The sequence below is a fragment of the Pseudoalteromonas luteoviolacea genome (assembly GCF_001750165.1).
Lineage (GTDB): Bacteria > Pseudomonadota > Gammaproteobacteria > Enterobacterales > Alteromonadaceae > Pseudoalteromonas > Pseudoalteromonas luteoviolacea_G.
Map to the genome: position 1 here is coordinate 749,378 of NZ_CP015411.1, position 18,668 is coordinate 768,045.

The following is an 18,668-nucleotide window of genomic DNA, read 5'->3' on the forward strand; positions in this document are numbered from 1 at the left end:
TCCTTAATTGTATCAATACAATTCTTGCTATTTGTTTCGTGTTTAATTATTGTCATAAGTACAAATGGGCATCAATTTATTTATTGTTATGAATACAATTTGGGAACCCGATGGGGAACTCTTTTTGCGACTGGCCGCAACCAAACCAAAATACATGGCATTAGCAGAGTTGATTGAGCAGTCAATAGACAACAAACAATTGACATTTGATCAGCGTCTTCCAGCACAGAGGACATTGGCGGATGCTTTGCAAATAACGCATGGTACGGTGACCAGAGCTTATGTTCTGCTTGAGCTAAGAGGCTATGTTAGAGCAAAATTAGGCGCTGGTACTTATGTGTCTAAAGATAATAGTTTGCTCCATGAGCTACAGGTCAGTGATTTGGCAGCCAGTGTGCAACCTTTGATGGGACAAGACAGTATTATTGCAAAAGCGATGCAGGACCTATCACAAAGCCATACGGAACTTGCTGAGTTAATGACCTATAAGCTCAATGGTCTGCCAAGACATCAGCGGTTTTTCCGAGACTGGTTGTTGCAGCGTGGGTTTGCGTGTGAACAGCACGATGTTATTTTTACTCAAGGCGCTCAGCAGGGGATCTATAGTTGCTTATCTACTTTGTGTGAACCGGGAGATTTAGTGATACATGAAACCCTGACTTATCCAGGTTTTTTTAAAGCGTGTAACAACTTACGATTATGTACTAAAGGCGTGGCGTTAAATGAACAAGGCATCGATTTGGTACAACTTGAGTCTATTTGCCAAAGCCAACCAGTCAAAGCAATTTATATTACGCCGAATTGTCAAAACCCAACTAATGTGCGCTACAGCGAAGAAACACTGCAAGCTCTATTGGCATTGAGCCGCAAGTATCACTTTTTTATTCTTGAAGACGATGTGAATTACTGTTTGCCTGAAAATTGGCGTTTGCCTTTGTGGCAAAAAGCCCCTGATCGAGTTTTTTATTTGGCTAGTTTTTCTAAGTACTTTAGCGGTGGGCTACGCGCTGGCTATATGTTGACCCCCTTATTATGGCAGCAGCAAGTGATCAACACCGTTCATGCTCAGTGCTGGTCGGTATCGATGATGAACTTTGAATTGATGATGCGTGCATTGCAAAGCAAAGAGTATCAGTATAATCAGTGTAAGTTAGAAGAGGAGCTCCGTTACCGACAGGAGTGTTTTGATAAGGTGCTTAGACAGTATGGTTTTGAAGCGGCTTTTTTTGGTTTGAATATATGTTGGCACCTGCCAGATAATTTAAATATGCACTATGTAGCAGGCCAGTTTAAAGCGCAGTCAGTTGAAGTGCGCACACTAGATGTGTTTGCATCTCCCCATGAAATTTGCGATATAAATGGCATTCGATTTACACTTGGTGGGCCTACTACTAGAGAAGCATTTGAGTTTGCTATGGCCCGGGTTGACAAGGTATTACAAGATCTATTGGTCAGTTCCGATGTGGTAATATGATTTATAATAGCCGATGAAAATCGGCTATTTAATCTTGTATTAGTCTTTTTTAACCGCTGCGACAACGGAAACTTCAACCAGTAACTCAGGTCTTGCCATAGCCGCTTGCACACAGGCTCTCGCCGGTGCATGCCCTTCAGGCACCCATGCATCCCACACTTCGTTCATCTGTGCGAAATATTGCATGTCACTGATGTAGACTGTTGCACTTAATATGTGTTTTTTGTCACTGTTTGCTTCTTCAAGTAAGGCATCTACTTTGTCGAGCATGGTTTGTGTTTGCTCTTTAATACCTTGTGTTGCGTCTTTACACACTTGCCCGCACAGATAAATAGTATCATTGTGTATTACAATGCGGCTCATACGCTGGTTAGTATGTTTACGAGTTATGCTCATGTTTTTTCCTCGATTTCAGGCCTGTTAATTCGGCGCTGATCCGTTAATGTCTGATCGGTTGGGCATAGTTTATACCAACACTATACTAGACGCCTAGCAGTATGAGTGGCTATTGAGACGGTGGGAGTTTGTTATGTGTATCAGTGTCGTGTGAAGCTGTATTTGGTAAAGAGGCGTTTAGGTACCTTGCTTCGCTCACCATTACTGGTCTGACTTCGCTTTAACTTTGTAAAGCTGACTGAGTTATAGGCATTGTGAACATTAGCCAAGAGACCATCAGGCACTTGCTCCGAAGAGAGACTTTAGCCAGCCTGACTTGACTGGCTAAATCCGGTATGTCTCGTTGCTAGACCGATATCATCAGTAAACCAATGGCACAAATAATAGTGAGACCAATAAAAATATTGGCAAGGTTGCCAGTGTCTGCAATCGGTTCAGGCACGATTTCTTGTTGTGGAATTTCTTGCTGCGTCATCCGATAGTAAAAGCCTTCTCCATATCGTGCTTTTAAATCATCGCGGGTAGCCCATTCTAGTTGCTCGGTTAGAAAAATCAGTACTTCGCTAGAAACCATCTCTTTTTCAATCTGACATGTTTTTTGGTGGGTTAACACTTTATCAAATACCAACGCAGCGAGATCGTTTCTCAGTGTAACATTTTCACAAGCAGGGTGATCAACGAGCAACTGCCATGCTGAAATTTGAGTATGTCGGTGTGCATTGGTTAATAAATCGCTTAGCTCGTCGCTAAACTCATTGAATAGCGGATCAGCTAGGCTATTAGCGTCTGGAGAAAAAGGTTCTACAAGACTGCTTAAAATTGATTGGTATGCAGCATTGATCGCTTGTTCTTGTTCAGAACGCGTTTCTTCTGGTTCAGTTTTTAAATCTTCGAGTTTTTGCTGATACGCGGCTTCAATTAACTGTTTATCTGAAGTTGGCGCCAGTGCTAATACATTCCAAGGATCTGTTGACACGATTTAGTTCACCTTTTTCAATCTGTTAGTTTAGGCTGTCATACTTTGTGACATAAAGACAACAGTCATGAGCTGAGTGTAGCAGACTCACCTTACTTTTCTAAACTAAGGGAGATAGATTTGTGCTTGTTTTGGGTAAATAGTAATCCCCGAGGCCATCTCAGGGGTGTATATAGATAGTCTGTTTATCGCATTGCGCGTCAATACAGGCGGACACTGTGGTTTCGCCTAAATATTGACTCAGTTTGATTTGTGGCTCGGTAATGGGCTCATGGTTAACAAACCAGCTTACCTGCGCTGGGTGTGTAGACGTTAAAGTCAGGGTACTAAGTTGAGAGCGATAGTAGTGTTGACCATTCCTCAAAGAGGTGATGGCAATGGAGTAATTAGGAGCAGGTTGAGATGAATTGTGTAATGCGGCCGCGCTATTATTAATGTGCTTGTTTTTAAGCCAATGGGCGAGCTTTTCTGGCCAGCTCATGTTTGTCGTAAAGTCGCCATAAATATCCATACTAGGTGGTGTCATATGGTTGATAGTAAGCGCATGGTGCTGAGATTCGCATCGATTATTTGGTATGTGCTCCAGCGCTAATCCACTTGGCCAGCAAATGAGAGTGTTTGTTACTGAGGTAGGTTGCGTTAAAAGTCGCTGGTCTGGTGGCAGCAAATCAAAAGCATCGAACATCAGAGGGGCGGCTTGAGTTGCGCCAAGGTAACCAAGCATCGGGCTTGCATCTGGGCGGCCTACCCAGACTGCGACGGTATAATCATGGCTCACACCCACAGCCCAGAAATCTCGATAGCCATAACTTGTGCCTGTTTTCCATGCAATTTGACGACGCACAGAGGGTACGACGCGATCTGGGGCACTTTGTGCACTGAGCATTTTAAAGGTTATCCAACTACTTTGTGGGCTTAAAATCTGTACTGACGTTGATTTGTTTGGTACATCTTTGAGCACGTTCAAGGGGGCGATATGACCCTCACTTGCTAGCGAACGATACAGTTTTGCAAGTGTAAGTAATTGGGTACCTGTTCCCCCTAGACCTACAGATAGATTGGCTTGTTGATGAGAAAGGTGAATACCTGCCCGCTCCAAATTCTGCTCAAATCGAAGTGGCGTAATGCGATTGAGCAGTTGAATCGTAGGCACATTAAGCGATTTTTGCAGTGCATGCTGCGCACTGACAGGTCCACTGAAGGCACCATTTAAGTTTTGCGGTTTATAGCCATCAAAGTCTGCGGGGATATCGCTGAGCAAACTTTTACTGTGGATTAGGCCTAAATCCAATGCTTGAGCGTAAATAAAAGGCTTTAAGGTTGAGCCTGGAGAACGTGTTGCGCGCACCATATCGACGTGGGCAAATCGACTTGCATCGCGAAAATTAACTGATCCTTGGTAAGCGCGGATCTGTGCACTGGGGTTATGTAAAATCACCAGGGCGGCCGAGGCTTTATGTGGCAAGCGTTGACTGGTTTGGTGTAGTAATATCGACAGACGCTTTTGTAATGAATAATCTATCGTGGTGCGGAGCTTGTGTTTGTGCGGATAGCGTTGTTTGAGGTAACGTGCAAGCAAAGGGGCTAGGAGTGGTTGCTTATCTGCGTGAAGGTTAACGCGCTCTTTGATGAGTAGGCGATATTGTTCCGAATCGAGTAAAGTGCCTTGATAAAGGCGCTTTAAAACTTTATTGCGCATAGCTTCTGCCTTAGTAGGGAAGCGGTCTGGGCGATAGCGCGAGGGTTTTTGCGGCAGAACAACCAGCAATGCGGCTTCGTTTTTAGTGAGTTGTAGAGGTGCTTTGCCAAAATATCGGTTTGAGGCTGCTGCAATGCCTTCGATATTACCGCCAAATGGCGCAAGGTTTAGGTAAAAGGTGAGTATTTCCTCTTTACTAAAATACCACTCTAATTGAACTGCTCTGGCGATTTGGTGCAGTTTGCCAGAAATAGTTCTAGCATGAGGGTCGATAAGACGGGCTACTTGCATGGTGATGGTTGAGCCTCCAGAAATCACACGACCATGTTTTATCCATTGTCCAGCCGCGCGCAGCAAAGAAAAAGGGTTCACCCCGTAGTGGTGGTAAAACCATCGGTCTTCGTAATGTAACAAGGCTTGTAAATAGAAAGGGCTTACTTCTGCGAGGGTGGCATGATAGCGATGAACACCCTGTTTATCACCAAATGATCGTAAAGTACGGTTGTCACTGGCCTTAATCAGTGTAGCTGGGCCATCTGGATAAATGGGGGGTAACGGGTTGCTTGTGTGCCAAACGATCGCGGTCATCACGATGAATAACAATGTTGATAAAGCGATAAATAGGATTTTTTTAAGCGTCATTTGGCATAGTCACAGTGGTAAGCGCCCTGTAATGGGCGCTCAAAGCTACCTTTCGATAGTGATTTTAGATGGGAATTGTTTATAGAGCACATGTTTTTGTGGCCGATACATAGACTCAATAAAGCTTGGCGGGTTGGCATAGGTGCCGGGTACTTCGGCACGCAGTAAATATGCAAATTGTTGCCTTGAATTGTCACTGTTGTAGCGATGGCTATAATCACGAGGTTTAAGGTCGGTCACAGCCACATATCTATCGTTACGATATTCTTGGTGTTCGACATGACTTAATACAACCCCTTCAGGAAGCAACTGCTTGATATCTAAATCCTGCAGTAACTCCGGGTTTTCAAGTACAAAGCCGGCTGGGATCTTATCAACAATCATTGCATCATGAATGCGCTCTTTTGTTTCGACATTGAGTACCACCAAAACACGATCTCCAACTTTGAGTGATACTTGTTGATCGAGTGGTTGGCCTGAAAGAGTGTACCAACGTCTTAATAAGTGCTTTATTTTGATGGTATTAAATGGGTCAATTTGATTGCTCACAACCGGATTAACGGCTAGATAGCCGGTGTGCAGCTGCTGTACATATAAAGTGGCATCAGAAGGATTCACAAGCGCCAAGTCAGGAAGCAATGGATACTCTAAACGCCCTTGAGATGTGATTTCTTTACCATCAATCATTACTGTAAGAGGTTGTTGGTTTTGCTTATCCAGTGCCACTGCCGAGCGCAGTAATGCAGCTTGCTCTTGTGTACTTAACCATTGCTTATTAATGGCAAGCGAAGGAAGGTCTTCAGCTAGAGCATTGGCGAGGCGTTGCGCTTTGCTTTTTAAGCCTTGCAACTTGGCCATTTCGTTCAAGGCGATAACCGTCATAGCTTTGTCTCGCACCTGGCTGCCGTAATCATAGATATAAGCGCTCACTCGAGATTGTGTATCAAATTGGTTGAGCAAGGCTGAAGCCTGTGCGATCGCGCCTGTTTTGGCAAGTGCTGCTGCAAATTGTACCAAGCTCAGCTGCGATGGATAAGAGGTGATTTGAAGCGCCTCTAAATCGCTGTAGCTGACCTTACCTAATTGACTTGACACATAAGCGGCGTAGCTTGTCGCTGCAACGGCAGATTCTGAGCTATATGTTAATGCGTTGACAAAATCACCTCTAGCATAACGTAATACGCGATATTGTGCCTCCTGTAGCATATCTGTTGGCACCAACCCTGGGTACTTATCGTCGGCTTTAGTGAGGAAGTCAGTAATGTATACCGTAAGCCAAGGTGACTCTTTACTGTAACTGCCCCAGGTGCCAAAACCACCAGATGTCTTTTGCATGGTCTTCAAGCGACTGATAGCGGTACTGATATACGCTTTGTTAGAAGTGAGCTTGGCCTCATTTTTCAAAGCACGCTGCTGAAATTGTTCTAGTTTTGGGTTTTGTAAGATGAAGGGCCAAGCTTTACTGGTTGTTTGCTCGGCACATCCGTACGGGTAAGCATGTAGTCCTGTGGCAAATTGGTCAATATTAAGAATAGGCGTGTGGCTAATGAGTAATTTGCCTTCTTTGCCTTTCACTCGTTTTAAGCCATCCCAGCTGCTTTCATCAAATAAGATGGACTGTTGTGGACTTAGTTGGCTATTTTTGGCTTGAGTAACCCACGGCTCAATATGTTTGACCGGTACTCGCCAACTGCGCTCTACGTCGACATTTTCTCCCTTTGCGTGCAAAGTTAATATTGTGCTACCTTCACGGGTATGTTCGGTAGTTTGAAGCGGTATTGTGTAGCTCCAGTGTGCCGCGTGATCTAGGGTCACCGAGTGCTCAGTTTGTCCTGTGAGTGCGATATGGTTATTTGCACTGAGGCGAATATCCAGTGTTTGTGTATTACCACTTAAATTGTGTACATCAAGTGTAACAGACGAATTGTCACCTGGGATTAAAAATCGAGGTACGGCAAGCTCAGTAACCAGTGGCATACGAATAATTTGGTCATGTACCAGCTGGCCCACTTGGTTATCATTGAACGCCGTGACAATAAGCTGTGCTTCTCCATTATAGTCGGGTAATGCAAGCTTTACGACGGCTTTGCCATCTTGCATTTGGACTGGCATTGACATTAATTGAATGGTTTTGCTTTCAACTAAGTCATCATTGCGATTAGTGTTGTTCTCAATACTGTCACTACCAAAGCGGGACTGGGCAAATGGGTTTGGACGCGGATCGTATTGGCGAGAGTATAAGTCTACAATATCTCCACTGTAACGACGCTGAGCAAAAAAATAGTTGAAAGGATTGTTTGGCTTGTAGCGACTGAGGTTGACGACCCCTTTGTCCACCATGGAAACCGTGACCCAAGTGGTGCTGTCATCATTTAGCCCTGTTGCTGTGACGGGGATCTCTACTGTTTGTAATGGCTCTACATGGTTTGGCAAGTTTACTGCCAGTTTGACCTGGCGGTTACTTCTATCAAGTGGTAATGGTATTACGCCTAAATAGCGTTTTGGGGCATTTTGCTGTTGGCCAAATACGGTTGCAGTCACATAGAGATCATGGCGAGCTAACGTGTGTTCGAGTGGGATCTCAATGTGACTTTGTCCTTTTTTCACAGCAACTTTGTGTGACCAAAGTACACGATCAGACTCCAGAGTGACCATCAACTCGCCATCGATGGGTGTCGTTAATGTGAGCTTGGCTTGCTGACCTGCTTGGTAGGCCTCTTTATCTAGCGTAAGTTGTAAATGCTCAGGCTTTACTGCGTATTGGCCATATCCGCGATACCAGCCCGCATAGAACTCATAATGCGTTTTGTTTCCAGCCTTTAAGTCGGTGGCTTCAAGTCGGTAATTTCCCCAGTTGACAGGTAATTCAACGCGCGCGATATCTGCCTTTACATCGACGACATTTTGCTGCTCTTTACGCCATCGGTCTTGTTTTTGGCGCTGCCACCCGATACCCTCTTCATACATCCAGTAGTAATTACCTTGATCGTAATATAATTCTAACTTGATACTGCCATTGGATAGTGTTTGACCATCGGCTGATAATAAAGCAATTTCAAAGCCCGCATCTGAACGGTATTGGACGTCTTTTGAGAGCGGTTTAATTCCTGGGATGGTCTCGTTTTTCCAGCTTGTAAAAGTACTGGTGCGTTGCACTGCAGCGCCGCCGGCCTCTTGAAGTGCAACAAATACTTGAGTTTTCACCGGACTTTTAATTTGTGTTGCACTGGGGGTCGCAATCTTAATTTGTGCGCTACCTTGATCTGACAATTTCTTATTGCCGAGAGATTTGTAGCGACCGCTTAAATAGAAATCTTGACCCACTACAAATGCCTGATATGGACCGGGGTAGTGCCTGATGGGCTGGTGGCTGATATCTGTTTTAAAGGTATTGCCAGCGGCTGGGCTACCAAATAAATACTTACCATGTAAGGTCAGGTTGTTTTTATTGCCTGCAATGACAAATGGTTGCGCTGTATCTATCTTGAGGTCCATACGCTCAGGCACAAACTCTTCTAGCTGAAAGGTCATCTCAGCGATGGGGCTTCGGGCACTGGGGTCTAGTTTTACCCCCACGGTATAGCGACCCGTTGGCCAGTCATTAGCCGTTTTCAGTGACTTGCTGAAAAAACCTGCGTCTTGTGTTTGTATTGTTTCTTTAATGATTTCTTCTTGTCGAGAGTTTTTTACCGATAAGGTAAGTTTATCTATGTTGGTCTTACGGCCATCAAAGTCCCGTAATAAGATGTTTATCGGTAAGCTATCCCCAGGTCTGACTAGGTCTCTATTACTGTAGATAAAGGCTTCTGTTTCTTGATATAAGCGGCCGCCTAATTGATAAGCGGAGAGATCCAGAGGCACTTCTTTTAAAGGTAAAATGGCGAGTTGAGGGACATTGTTTTTATTCTCTAACTCAGCAATGACAATATCATTTTGTTCTAATGTGACTGCAAAATCTATGTTGCCCTGAGGATTTGTTTTACCTTGACGAATGAGTTCATGTTCGCGATAAATACTCACTTTGGCATCAACGACACTATGACCATTTTGCAAGTAGTTAACACTAAAGTGAGCAGCATTTTTCTGGACTCTTGCTTGGATCCCAAGTTCTGTAAGCAGCATATGTTTTGCCTGCAGCTCATCAAATTGTCCTGCGGCTTTGAGCGTGACGATGTACCATCCAGATGGCAAGCTTTTTGGTATGGGTAACTTTGCAGAATGAATTTTATCTTTTGTATTGTTTGGTAGCGTATAGCGGTCGGCAAAGACGCTTTCATAGCTGTAACTTAACCTATCCAGCGAGCTGGGATAAATTCTGTCATTTAAATAATGCCTTTGTAAAAAGTCATGTGGGCTGGTTAAGCGTAAAATCTCAATATCAACTTCGGCGGTATTTTTATAACTAATAGGAATTGCTTGATGCGCGCTTTTTGGCACCAACGGACCTGAGCCTACGATGGCTACTTGCGGTGTTTGGCGTTTTTTAGACTGTGCGAGTGCATTGTTATGCCAGCCAATTAAAAGCCATAAAACAGAGATGAGTAACCAGCTGGTTTGCACACTCCTTGCGATCATGATATTCCCCTAATGCTACTGATATTAAATAAGTTTACGTAACTTACATGAATTTAGCGTGATTATCTTATTAATCATTATTAGGAGTAAAGGATTAGAACGAAGAATCAATAATTAAATGATTATTTGCTCTAACTTTAACTGTATAGCAAAAATACTGGTGCCCGAGGGTATAAATCATTGCTAATCGAGCATATAGGTCACAGGTACAGGTGGCCTATATGCATGGAGGGCTTATCACGCGACTAAAAAATTGATACGCGTGAGTAAATCTTGTGGGGCGGTATCTTTGAGGTCATTTAAATACTCTTCAAAAGGCGGAAAGTCAGCCAGTTCAAATTGGCTCTGTGGTAGCCATTGGCCGTACAGCCAATTATATGGTTTTTCAAGCTCTGTATAATCGCCTTTGAATAAGATACTTACAGTGTTGCCGGCAGGAATGGTGAGCTGTTCAAACTCATGTTGAGTGGGCAGTTTGCTTTTATCCACGGTAATACAGGCCATAGATTTCAATTGTGCTTGTGGCACAGACTCTGGATCATCGAAGTAAATGCCAAAAAAGCGTGTATTTTGGTCGATAAGATCTACTTTTGTTGCCATTAAAGAGAGCTTTTCGAAAGCTTGGCCAATTTGCATATAATCACCCACGTGATTTATTCCGATTAGCTCAATATTTTCAATGCTTTGTTGTTCAACAGGGTACATAGAGTGATACTCCTTGGAAGATGTTGGGTACAACGCAGTGACATCAGACGCTGAATAAGCACGTAGTTGGCGATATTGGTTAGGTGTTTCGCCATAGTGTTTAGTAAAGGCACGGTTAAATGCCTCAACGCTACCATAACAAACTTGCTTTGCAATTTGTTGCTGGCTTAAGTCGCTGCGAACTAAATAGGTCGCCGCCTTCAACATACGCATTCTTCTCACTGTGACATTAATTGTTTCACCAGCATATTCTCGATAGATACGATGAAAGTGATAAGCTGACATACACGCAATATCAGCCAACGTATTAACATCAAGTTCAGTGTCTGCATGCTCGTATAAATAATCAATTACGCGCAGCATTCTAGCTTCATAGTAATGTTGTGTACTTAACTTATGTTTCATTATTGTGCTGCCCAGTGTTGATACACGCCTAGTTGATTGTGGCGACAACACTAAAGTAGCGCAAGGTGGATTGATAATGTTTGCTGATTTACAAGAAATAAAATAGGGGCCCAAATGGGTGCCCCTATGGAAGGACTACAATCGTTCGTTAAAAAACGGCAGCATATGATGTTCGAGGCGTTCAAGGGCTTTGTCACTGTGTCCGCCTGGGAACACTTCGAAATAAATCGGGACTTTATTTACTTCGGCTTTCTGTTTCAGTGCAAGCACACCTTCTGTGATCCAGATGTAGTCGTCTTTATCGCCGACATCAATTCGAACAGAGCTCAATTGCTCAACTACAGATGGGGTGGAGTATAGATCTACAAGCTCACCAAACCCTCTGTACCACAGCGGTTTTTGTGCAGGCTCAACACTGTAATGGACACCAAAAGGCTGATCTGGCTGACCTGCAAATGCACCTGCATAGGCCATAAGGTATGCACTATAGCTATTTGCTTGGCCATTATTCCAAATTTCACGTCCTTGGAAAGAAGCAAACTCTGCATCCATAACGGCTTTGGGATCCTTCGCTTCCGCTAATTTTTGTTTGAAAGCTTGATAGCGTTTGATGGCCTCCTTTGAAGTCAAATATGACTTTGCCATCCCCTTTTCGTCAAACATGCCTGGGCTGAGTGCATAAACATGGCCGAATAGATCTGGATGCTTTGCAGCAAACCTAAGTGCACCCGTGCCTCCCATTGAAAATCCAGTAATACCGCGATGTTCAGGCTGTGCTTTGGTGCGATAAGTACGGTCTACCCAGGGGAGTACTTCTTTAATCACATAATCACTAAAGTTGCCATGTACTTGAGAGTTCACATAGAAGCTGCCTCTAAGCGGTGTGTTACCTTCAAGCATGACAATGATCATCTCCATGCTGTGACCATTCTTTTTGTGGTTTTCTAGCATCGGCTCAATACGTTCGCTGTATTTGATAGGCCAGCTGTAGGCTCCAAGCATATACAATACAGGATAACGTTTGTCGCTATCATGGTAGCCATCGGGTAAATATATGTGTATATCACGGGTACTTTTTGTGCCGATTAAACTGTTCTCTAGCGCTTTTGAGTGAAAAGGAAATTTGACGATTTCGGCTTTGAGTGTGCTACTTATACAGATAAGCAGTAAAAATACTAATGTTTTCATTGTTATGACTCCTGCTGATAAAGCTTGCAGTTAAGTTACAATGTGCCTAAATTAATAACAAATATAAAAACTGATTGATTTATATGTAATGAATATAAATTGGATGGATATAAAAAAATTGCACTATGTGGTAACCGTTGCTCAAGAGCTGAGTTTCAGCCGTGCGGCCTTGAAGTTACACATGTCGCAGCCCCCATTAAGCCAACAGATCAGGCAGATTGAAAATCATCTGGGGATGGCGCTTTTTGAACGCTCGACGCGATCAGTGAGCCTAACACCGTTTGGCATTCTGTTCGTTGCCAAAGCGCAGCGGGTGCTTGCGGCTCATACAGAGTTGGGGGAATGTGTTCAAAGCTTTCAAACTGGCATACAACGGCCTATCAAGTTGGGCTGCATAGGCCTTGCGTTTGAAGCATTAGTGGCGAATAAAATGGCTGTCTTGTCTGATCTCTCATCTAAATTAAATGTGATACTAGAAGAGGGAACGAGTGCCGAGTTAGTGGCCCGCTGTCAGTCTGGGCAGTTACATGGTGCGGTTATTCGTTTGTTTGACTCTGAACTATCAAAGAGTGATATTCATTATCTCTCCAGCGAACACTATGTTTTTGCTTGTCCAAAGCAATGGCAAATAGAGGAGAAAAGTACATCGATAAAAACGTTCTGTGGCAAACCATTTATTCACTACCCTAAGGCATTGCAGCCAAAATTGCATGAAAAAATAGAAACGGTATTCACGCAGGCAAAAGCGCAAATGAACGTGATCCAAGAGGTTAAAACCAAGTCAACGACGTTGTCTTTGGTGGCTGCGGGTATGGGGTTTGCGATAGTACCACAATCGATGAGGAGCAAATACGCGTCTGAAGTGGATTTTATTGAAATAACCGAGCACTTACCAAGCGTAGATTACTACCTTTACTGCCAAGATTGGCAAGTGCATGAGCACATGAAAACACTATATAAATTGTTTAATTCGCAATGTGCTACTTGAAAAAGTCATCTTCGTTCTTGGCAAGCATAGCCTCTATATCTTCAATCAGTGCTTGCGGATCAGGTTGGGCTAAGTCAGCACTTTGCACGGGGCTTGAGATCTTATTGTTTTCTTCCGACCACTCACCCAAATCTATCAGTTGACAACGTTTGGAGCAAAATGGACGGTGTGGGCTTTGTGCCGACCAGATCACCTCTTTTTGGCATGTTGGGCATTGGACAGCTGTTGGCATAATGGATTCTCACTGTGTTATAGAGCGGTATAGTTTACTGCTTTGCGGCAAACTATACCAGTGAGCTGAAGTCGAATTAGTAATTTGTAACGCGGTTAATTTCGGCCAGTGAGGTGACTCCCGCGGCTGCTTTTTTGAGACCTGATTTGCGTAAGTTGTCAAAGCCAAGCTTATCAGCAAGTGCTGCGATCTCCAGAGAGTTTGCACCCTCCATTATTTTATGTGACATCTCAGGGGTGATCTTAACTACTTCGTATACACCGACACGGCCTTTATATCCGTCCGTGCAGTGATCACAGCCTTTAGGGGAGTACAACGTTAAGTCCTTAACTTGTTCTTCTGTGAAGCCTTGTTTGAGCAGCTCTTCTTTTGGCAACTCTTCCGGTTCTTTGCATTTTGGACACAACCTTCGCGCGAGGCGCTGAGCAATAATTAAACTCACCGAGCTTGCGACATTGTATGCAGGCACGCCCATATTTAGCAGTCGTGTCAGAGTTTCAGGTGCTGAATTTGTATGCAGAGTACTCATAACTAAGTGACCAGTTTGGGCTGCTTTGATAGAGATTTCGGCAGTTTCGAGGTCCCTGATCTCACCAACCATCACCACATCCGGATCTTGACGTAAAAATGCTTTAAGTGCATTTGCAAAGGTCATATCTGCCTTAGTATTGATTTGAACTTGGTTGATCCCTTCAAGATTTATTTCAACAGGATCTTCTGCGGTACTGATATTTCGCTCAGGTTTATTTAAAATATTAAGACCTGTATAGAGTGAAACCGTTTTACCAGATCCTGTTGGACCTGTAACTAAAATCATTCCCTGAGGTTGCTCAAGCGCATTTAAATACAAGTCTTTTTGTTCTGGTTCATAACCTAAGACATCGATGCCTAACTTAGCAGCTGATGAGTCGAGTATTCGCATTACGATTTTCTCACCCCACATAGTCGGGAGTGTACTGACACGAAAATCGATACTTTTTCGCTCTGATATTTTGAGCTTGATACGCCCATCTTGGGGTTTACGTTTTTCAGCGATGTCTAGGTGAGACATGACTTTAATTCGCGCAGATAGTCGGCTCGCTAACGTATTAGGAGGGCTGGCCATCTCATGCAAAATGCCATCAATACGAAAACGGACACGGTACTTCTTTTCATAGGGCTCAAAGTGTAAATCTGATGCCCCTTTTTTAATGGCGTCCATCAAGATTTTATTGATGTAGACAATGATAGGTGCATCGTCTTTTTCTTCATCTTGTTGCTGTGTTTGTGGTTCATCTTCTACATCGAGGCTGGCAAATTCCTTGAATTCATCTTCGCTGAGGGATAAACCTGAGCTTGAGTCAAATAGCTGATCTATTTTTTGTTCAAGCAACTTGTGATCGACAACTACGATTTCACATTGTAGACCGGTACTAAATTCGAAGTTTTCGAATGCCCCATAATCGGTGGGATCGGATGTTGCGATAAATAGCTTGCGATCTTTTTTAACAAGGGGCAATAAGTAGTGCTGTCGGATCAGCTTTTCTTTGATCAAATCTTTGGGAACGTTTTCAACATCAAATCCATTCAGATCAAAGTAAGGTACTCGAAATAAATCAAGGCATTGCTCGGCAAGCTCTTGGCCAGACATGCCACTACACAGGCATATCAATTCAGCCGTGGTCGTTGCTTCGGTTTGCTTAGCCTTTATCTGATCCGGCGTAACCCGACCTAAGGTAATGAATTTTCTCAGTAACGGAGAGTGATGTTCCATGATGTCCTTTAATACTTCAACAGCTTACATTAATGTAGCAAATAAATAGCAAATGTGCTTATTTGACGGAGCATATCTAATCATTCTTGAGATTAATATAAAATTCAAGAAATAAAGCGTCAAATGGCTTTGGCCGCGTTTAAAAAAACGTGATGTAATTTACTCAGATCTAATTGGACTTCAGCTAACGGTCTATTATTGTCAATAATATAGTCCGCTTTCAGGAACTTATCTTCCCGGCTCATTTGCGCAGCAATAATATTCTTTACTTGTTCTTGAGGTACTTTATCGCGCTCACTGGTGCGCCTGATTTGTACTTCTTTGGGCACATCAATTAGCAATGTTTTATTGCAATATCGCTGTAAATTATTTTCAAAGAGTAGTGGCGCGCACAATATGGAATATGGGCTAGTTGACTGGGATAATTGCGCTAAAAGTTGCTCCCGTATAAGTGGGTGAAGTAATTCATTGAGCCAGGTTTTTTGAGATTCATCGTTAAAAATAATACTACGCAACTTAGCACGATTGAGTGTACCTTCTGGAGTTAATAGCTCGTCACCAAAGTGCGCGATGATACTATTTAATCCCACAGAACCTGGCATGACGACTTCCCGTGCAACAATATCTGCATCGACTACCTTAATGCCCATACTTTCAAAGTAATATGTTGCGGCGGTTTTCCCCGCACCAATGCCTCCTGTAAGGCCTAAAATCCAGGATGACATGCTTATACCCCTAATAAATTAAAATACCATACTTCTAACGCATCACCATAGAACAAGCATAGCCAACCAGCAATCGCCAAATAAGGGCCGAAGGGAATAGGCGTAGCCTTGTCTTTTCCTTGTACTGCAAGTTGAATGCTGCCAATTACCGCGCCAACTACACTAGAAAGTAAAATAATCGTGATCAGTGCTTGCCAGCCTAGTAACGCGCCAAAAATAGCCAAAAGCTTGAAATCACCATAACCCATGCCTTCTTTGCCTGTGAGTAATTTAAACAGCCAATAAACACTCCACAAACTCAGGTAGCCTGCGACAGCTCCCCAAATGGCGGATTCTACGGTTATGGTAAGCCCAAGTACCGCGCTGAGCAGTGCTAGCCAAAGCATAGGTTGTGTGAGTTGATCTGGGAGTAACATTTTGTCTATATCAATAAATATAAGCGCAATTAAACCCCAAGTCATCACAATATACAGAAGCGCTGTCAACGTTGCGCCAAAATGCCACGCTACCCATAAAGATGCAGCGGCGGTAAGCATTTCTATACAAGGGTATTTTACTGAAATAGAGGCACTACAGTACGCGCAACGGCCTTTGAGCAGGAGCCAACTCAAAATGGGAATATTATGATGTGCTTTTATTTGCGTATTACAGCTCGGGCAAGTCGAGCGAGGTGTGACTAAGTTAAACGTACTTGGGCAAGGTGCTGTTTGATCTGAGCCTTGCTCGTGTTGTCCAAGTATGATTTTACACTCAGTTTTCCACTCGTTTTCCATCATTTTAGGTAAACGATAAATCACAACATTTAAAAAACTGCCGATACAGGCGCTCGTTAAGCCCACTGACAATAGAAAAAACCACGGTTGTTGCTGCATTAAATGCCAGACATCTTGCATTGCACTGCTCTTATTATTGTAAAAAATGAGTTAGGTTAAATAACGTTACCAAGTTGAAATATGGGTAAGTACATCGCCACGATTAACCCACCAACTAAAACGCCAAGTATGGCCATAATGAGTGGCTCAAGCAGCGTAGATAGGCCATCAACAGCATCATCAACTTCTTGTTCGTATATACTGGCTACTTTGGCTAACATACTGTCTAGTGCACCAGACTCTTCACCAATTGCTACCATTTGAACAACCATATCAGGAAAGATTTTTGAGTTACGCATTGCCCAGTTCATTTGGTTACCTGAGCTTACTTCCCCTTTGATATCTAAGATGGCATTTTTATAAATGATATTACCAGAAGCGCCAGCTGCAGAATCGAGTGCATCAACTAACGGGACGCCAGCAGCAAAAGTAGTGGATAGTGTACGGGCATACCTTGCTACAGCCGCTTTTTTTAAAATCTCACCAACGACTGGCAACCTTAAAATTAAGCGATCATTTGCGTGTTTAACATTGTCATTACGGATCAATAATTCTTTATAGACATAGCCACCACCACCGATAATCAGCAGCATTATCCACCAATACTCTTGCATAAACTCTGATATTGATATCACGAGTCGTGTAAATGCAGGGAGTTCAGCACCAAAACCAGCAAAAATATCTTCAAATTGGGGTACTACAAAAATAAGAAGGATTGAGGTAACAATGAGCGCGACAGTGATCACCGCAATGGGGTAAAACATTGCTTTTTTAATCTTAGATTTAAGTGCTTCGGCTTTTTCTTTATACAAAGCGACTCGATCAAAAATTCTATCTAGTGCACCTGATTGCTCGCCAGACTCAATCAGATCGCAATATAAATCATCAAAGTAGCGAGGATGTGAGCGTAGGCTTCTTGCTAAGGGTTGACCGGCTTTTACTTCATCAGCGATGGAGCCAATGAGTTTACTCACGCTTTTATTTTTTGCACCAGAGGCAATCATATCAAGAGACTGCACCAGAGATACGCCAGCGGTTAGCATAGTCGCAATTTGTCTGGTAACAATAGAAATATCTTTAGGAGTTATTTTTTGTACGCTTTTAAAACCGAATAATGGTTTAGGTTTACGTTTTACTTTTGAGGGAGTAATGCCTTGTTTTCGAAGTTGCGCTTTGACCAGTGCAACACTGGTGCCCGTCATTTCGCCTTCGAGTTTTTTGCCTCGAGCGCTGACGCCAACCCAGACAAATGTATCTATTTTGGTTGTACTTTCTTTAGAGGAGAGTGCCATAGAGTATATTCACGTAAAAAGGAACAGAGCAATACTCTGTTCCTTCTTTATCAGTCTATTAAGGTGTAGCAGCTGTCGCTGTACATGTACCTGGTAACCAATTCCCTTTTGCAGTACCTGAAATGGTTGCTGTACATGTCCATTTAGTTACTGAGAACGCTTTGTCTGAGGCGAAATCAGAAGCCTCTGCGGATGCGTTGTCAGCTGCTGATGGTGTAAGAACCATTGAGATACCAGTGATATCGCCAGTACTAGTAATTGTAATTGCACCCGCGGCGCTTACTGTTAAACCACTTACATACTGGCTTGCCGCAAAACCGTCGTCGCAAGTAGCAGGTGACGTACCCAATTGGGCTCTTTCTTCGATACATGCTTTAGGCATGCTCGAAGCTGCAAGTAATTCAGAGGCTTTTGCTCGATTTACGTAATCTGTGTAAGCTGGAAGGGCTACTGCTGCCAAAATACCGATGATTGCAATCACAATCATTAATTCGATAAGGGTAAAACCACCCTGTCGTTGTTGCGTCATGATGTGTCTCCTAAGGGATGTTAGACCCGGTGGCCGTATACACTTACACCAGGATTTTTTAAATTATTTCTTATGGCAATGATCACCGATTATTCATCTAAATCGGCTATACATTTTTAATATGCGCCTTTCTAACTAAAAAAGAATTAATCTAAATCATTAATTTAATTCTTTTTTATTAAAAATGCTTTGTAAATAAATGTCAATATAAAAAGTG

The 18,668-nt window shown here is 43.1% G+C and carries 14 protein-coding genes; 2 read left to right on the forward strand and 12 right to left on the reverse strand.

The features are described 5' to 3' along the window. Positions 1–88 precede the first annotated feature (88 nt). Positions 89–1,474 carry a PLP-dependent aminotransferase family protein gene (locus tag S4054249_RS03120; protein WP_046356928.1) on the forward strand — a complete coding sequence of 462 codons (1,386 nt, stop codon included), beginning with the start codon at positions 89–91 and terminating at the stop codon, positions 1,472–1,474. Positions 1,475–1,513: 39 nt separating this feature from the next. On the opposite strand, the gene S4054249_RS03125 is transcribed toward S4054249_RS03120, so the two are convergent. From S4054249_RS03125 to S4054249_RS03150, 6 genes are all read right to left on the reverse strand, one after another. Beyond that, the gene (locus tag S4054249_RS03125; RefSeq protein WP_046356884.1) at positions 1,514–1,870 is read right to left on the reverse strand and encodes a RidA family protein; all 357 of its coding nucleotides are present in this window, start codon (positions 1,868–1,870) and stop codon (positions 1,514–1,516) included. Positions 1,871–2,216: 346 nt separating this feature from the next. Further along, positions 2,217–2,846: a hypothetical protein gene (locus tag S4054249_RS03130; protein WP_046356883.1), complete on the reverse strand. Its 630-nt coding sequence runs from the start codon at positions 2,844–2,846 to the stop codon at positions 2,217–2,219. A 160-nt stretch (positions 2,847–3,006) separates the two neighbouring features. Then, complete coding sequence (pbpC, locus tag S4054249_RS03135; RefSeq protein WP_230851791.1) at positions 3,007–5,187, reverse strand: penicillin-binding protein 1C; 2,181 nt, start codon at positions 5,185–5,187, stop codon at positions 3,007–3,009. 45 nt (positions 5,188–5,232) lie between these two features. Beyond that, a complete protein-coding gene (locus S4054249_RS03140; protein WP_052961015.1) occupies positions 5,233–9,762 on the reverse strand; it encodes an alpha-2-macroglobulin family protein in 4,530 nt (1,509 codons plus the stop codon). Between the two features lie 237 nt (positions 9,763–9,999). Then, positions 10,000–10,872, reverse strand: a complete 873-nt coding sequence (locus S4054249_RS03145; RefSeq protein WP_046356882.1) for an AraC family transcriptional regulator — start codon at positions 10,870–10,872, stop codon at positions 10,000–10,002. Between the two features lie 135 nt (positions 10,873–11,007). Continuing rightward, positions 11,008–12,060, reverse strand: coding sequence for an alpha/beta hydrolase (locus S4054249_RS03150; RefSeq protein ID WP_046356881.1), 1,053 nt, complete (start codon positions 12,058–12,060; stop codon positions 11,008–11,010). A 103-nt stretch (positions 12,061–12,163) separates the two neighbouring features. Between S4054249_RS03150 and S4054249_RS03155 the strand changes: the two genes are divergently transcribed. Further along, entirely contained in the window at positions 12,164–13,048 is an 885-nt protein-coding gene (locus tag S4054249_RS03155) for a LysR family transcriptional regulator (RefSeq protein WP_046356880.1), read from the forward strand. On the opposite strand, the gene yacG is transcribed toward S4054249_RS03155, so the two are convergent. The 6 genes from yacG to S4054249_RS03185 form a co-directional block, all read right to left on the reverse strand. Next, entirely contained in the window at positions 13,041–13,280 is a 240-nt protein-coding gene (gene yacG, locus S4054249_RS03160; protein WP_046356879.1) for a DNA gyrase inhibitor YacG, read from the reverse strand. The two genes, S4054249_RS03155 and yacG, sit on opposite strands and share 8 nt — an antisense overlap. Before the next feature lie 76 nt (positions 13,281–13,356). After that, positions 13,357–15,033: a type IV-A pilus assembly ATPase PilB gene (gene pilB, locus S4054249_RS03165; RefSeq protein WP_046356878.1), complete on the reverse strand. Its 1,677-nt coding sequence runs from the start codon at positions 15,031–15,033 to the stop codon at positions 13,357–13,359. Between the two features lie 119 nt (positions 15,034–15,152). Next, positions 15,153–15,758, reverse strand: a complete 606-nt coding sequence (gene coaE / locus S4054249_RS03170; protein ID WP_046356877.1) for a dephospho-CoA kinase — start codon at positions 15,756–15,758, stop codon at positions 15,153–15,155. A 2-nt stretch (positions 15,759–15,760) separates the two neighbouring features. After that, on the reverse strand, positions 15,761–16,651 hold the full coding sequence (locus tag S4054249_RS03175; protein ID WP_046356876.1) for a prepilin peptidase: 891 nt from the start codon (positions 16,649–16,651) through the stop codon (positions 15,761–15,763). 35 nt (positions 16,652–16,686) lie between these two features. Next, positions 16,687–17,922, reverse strand: a complete 1,236-nt coding sequence (locus tag S4054249_RS03180) for a type II secretion system F family protein (protein WP_046356875.1) — start codon at positions 17,920–17,922, stop codon at positions 16,687–16,689. Positions 17,923–17,980: 58 nt separating this feature from the next. Further along, entirely contained in the window at positions 17,981–18,451 is a 471-nt protein-coding gene (locus S4054249_RS03185) for a pilin (protein ID WP_046356874.1), read from the reverse strand. Between the last annotated feature and the right edge of the window lie 217 nt (positions 18,452–18,668).

Excerpts from the sequence above, each read along its gene's own strand:
- S4054249_RS03120 (WP_046356928.1), top strand. The coding sequence starts at position 89 with ATGAATACAATTTGGGAACCCGATGGGGAACTCTTTTTGCGACTGGCC.
- S4054249_RS03125 (WP_046356884.1), bottom strand. The coding sequence starts at position 1,870 with ATGAGCATAACTCGTAAACATACTAACCAGCGTATGAGCCGCATTGTA.
- pbpC (WP_230851791.1), bottom strand. The coding sequence starts at position 5,187 with ATGACGCTTAAAAAAATCCTATTTATCGCTTTATCAACATTGTTATTC.
- S4054249_RS03140 (WP_052961015.1), bottom strand. The coding sequence starts at position 9,762 with ATGATCGCAAGGAGTGTGCAAACCAGCTGGTTACTCATCTCTGTTTTA.
- S4054249_RS03145 (WP_046356882.1), bottom strand. The coding sequence starts at position 10,872 with ATGAAACATAAGTTAAGTACACAACATTACTATGAAGCTAGAATGCTG.
- S4054249_RS03150 (WP_046356881.1), bottom strand. The coding sequence starts at position 12,060 with ATGAAAACATTAGTATTTTTACTGCTTATCTGTATAAGTAGCACACTC.
- S4054249_RS03155 (WP_046356880.1), top strand. The coding sequence starts at position 12,164 with ATGGATATAAAAAAATTGCACTATGTGGTAACCGTTGCTCAAGAGCTG.
- yacG (WP_046356879.1), bottom strand. The coding sequence starts at position 13,280 with ATGCCAACAGCTGTCCAATGCCCAACATGCCAAAAAGAGGTGATCTGG.
- pilB (WP_046356878.1), bottom strand. The coding sequence starts at position 15,033 with ATGGAACATCACTCTCCGTTACTGAGAAAATTCATTACCTTAGGTCGG.
- coaE (WP_046356877.1), bottom strand. The coding sequence starts at position 15,758 with ATGTCATCCTGGATTTTAGGCCTTACAGGAGGCATTGGTGCGGGGAAA.
- S4054249_RS03175 (WP_046356876.1), bottom strand. The coding sequence starts at position 16,651 with ATGCAAGATGTCTGGCATTTAATGCAGCAACAACCGTGGTTTTTTCTA.
- S4054249_RS03180 (WP_046356875.1), bottom strand. The coding sequence starts at position 17,922 with ATGGCACTCTCCTCTAAAGAAAGTACAACCAAAATAGATACATTTGTC.
- S4054249_RS03185 (WP_046356874.1), bottom strand. The coding sequence starts at position 18,451 with ATGACGCAACAACGACAGGGTGGTTTTACCCTTATCGAATTAATGATT.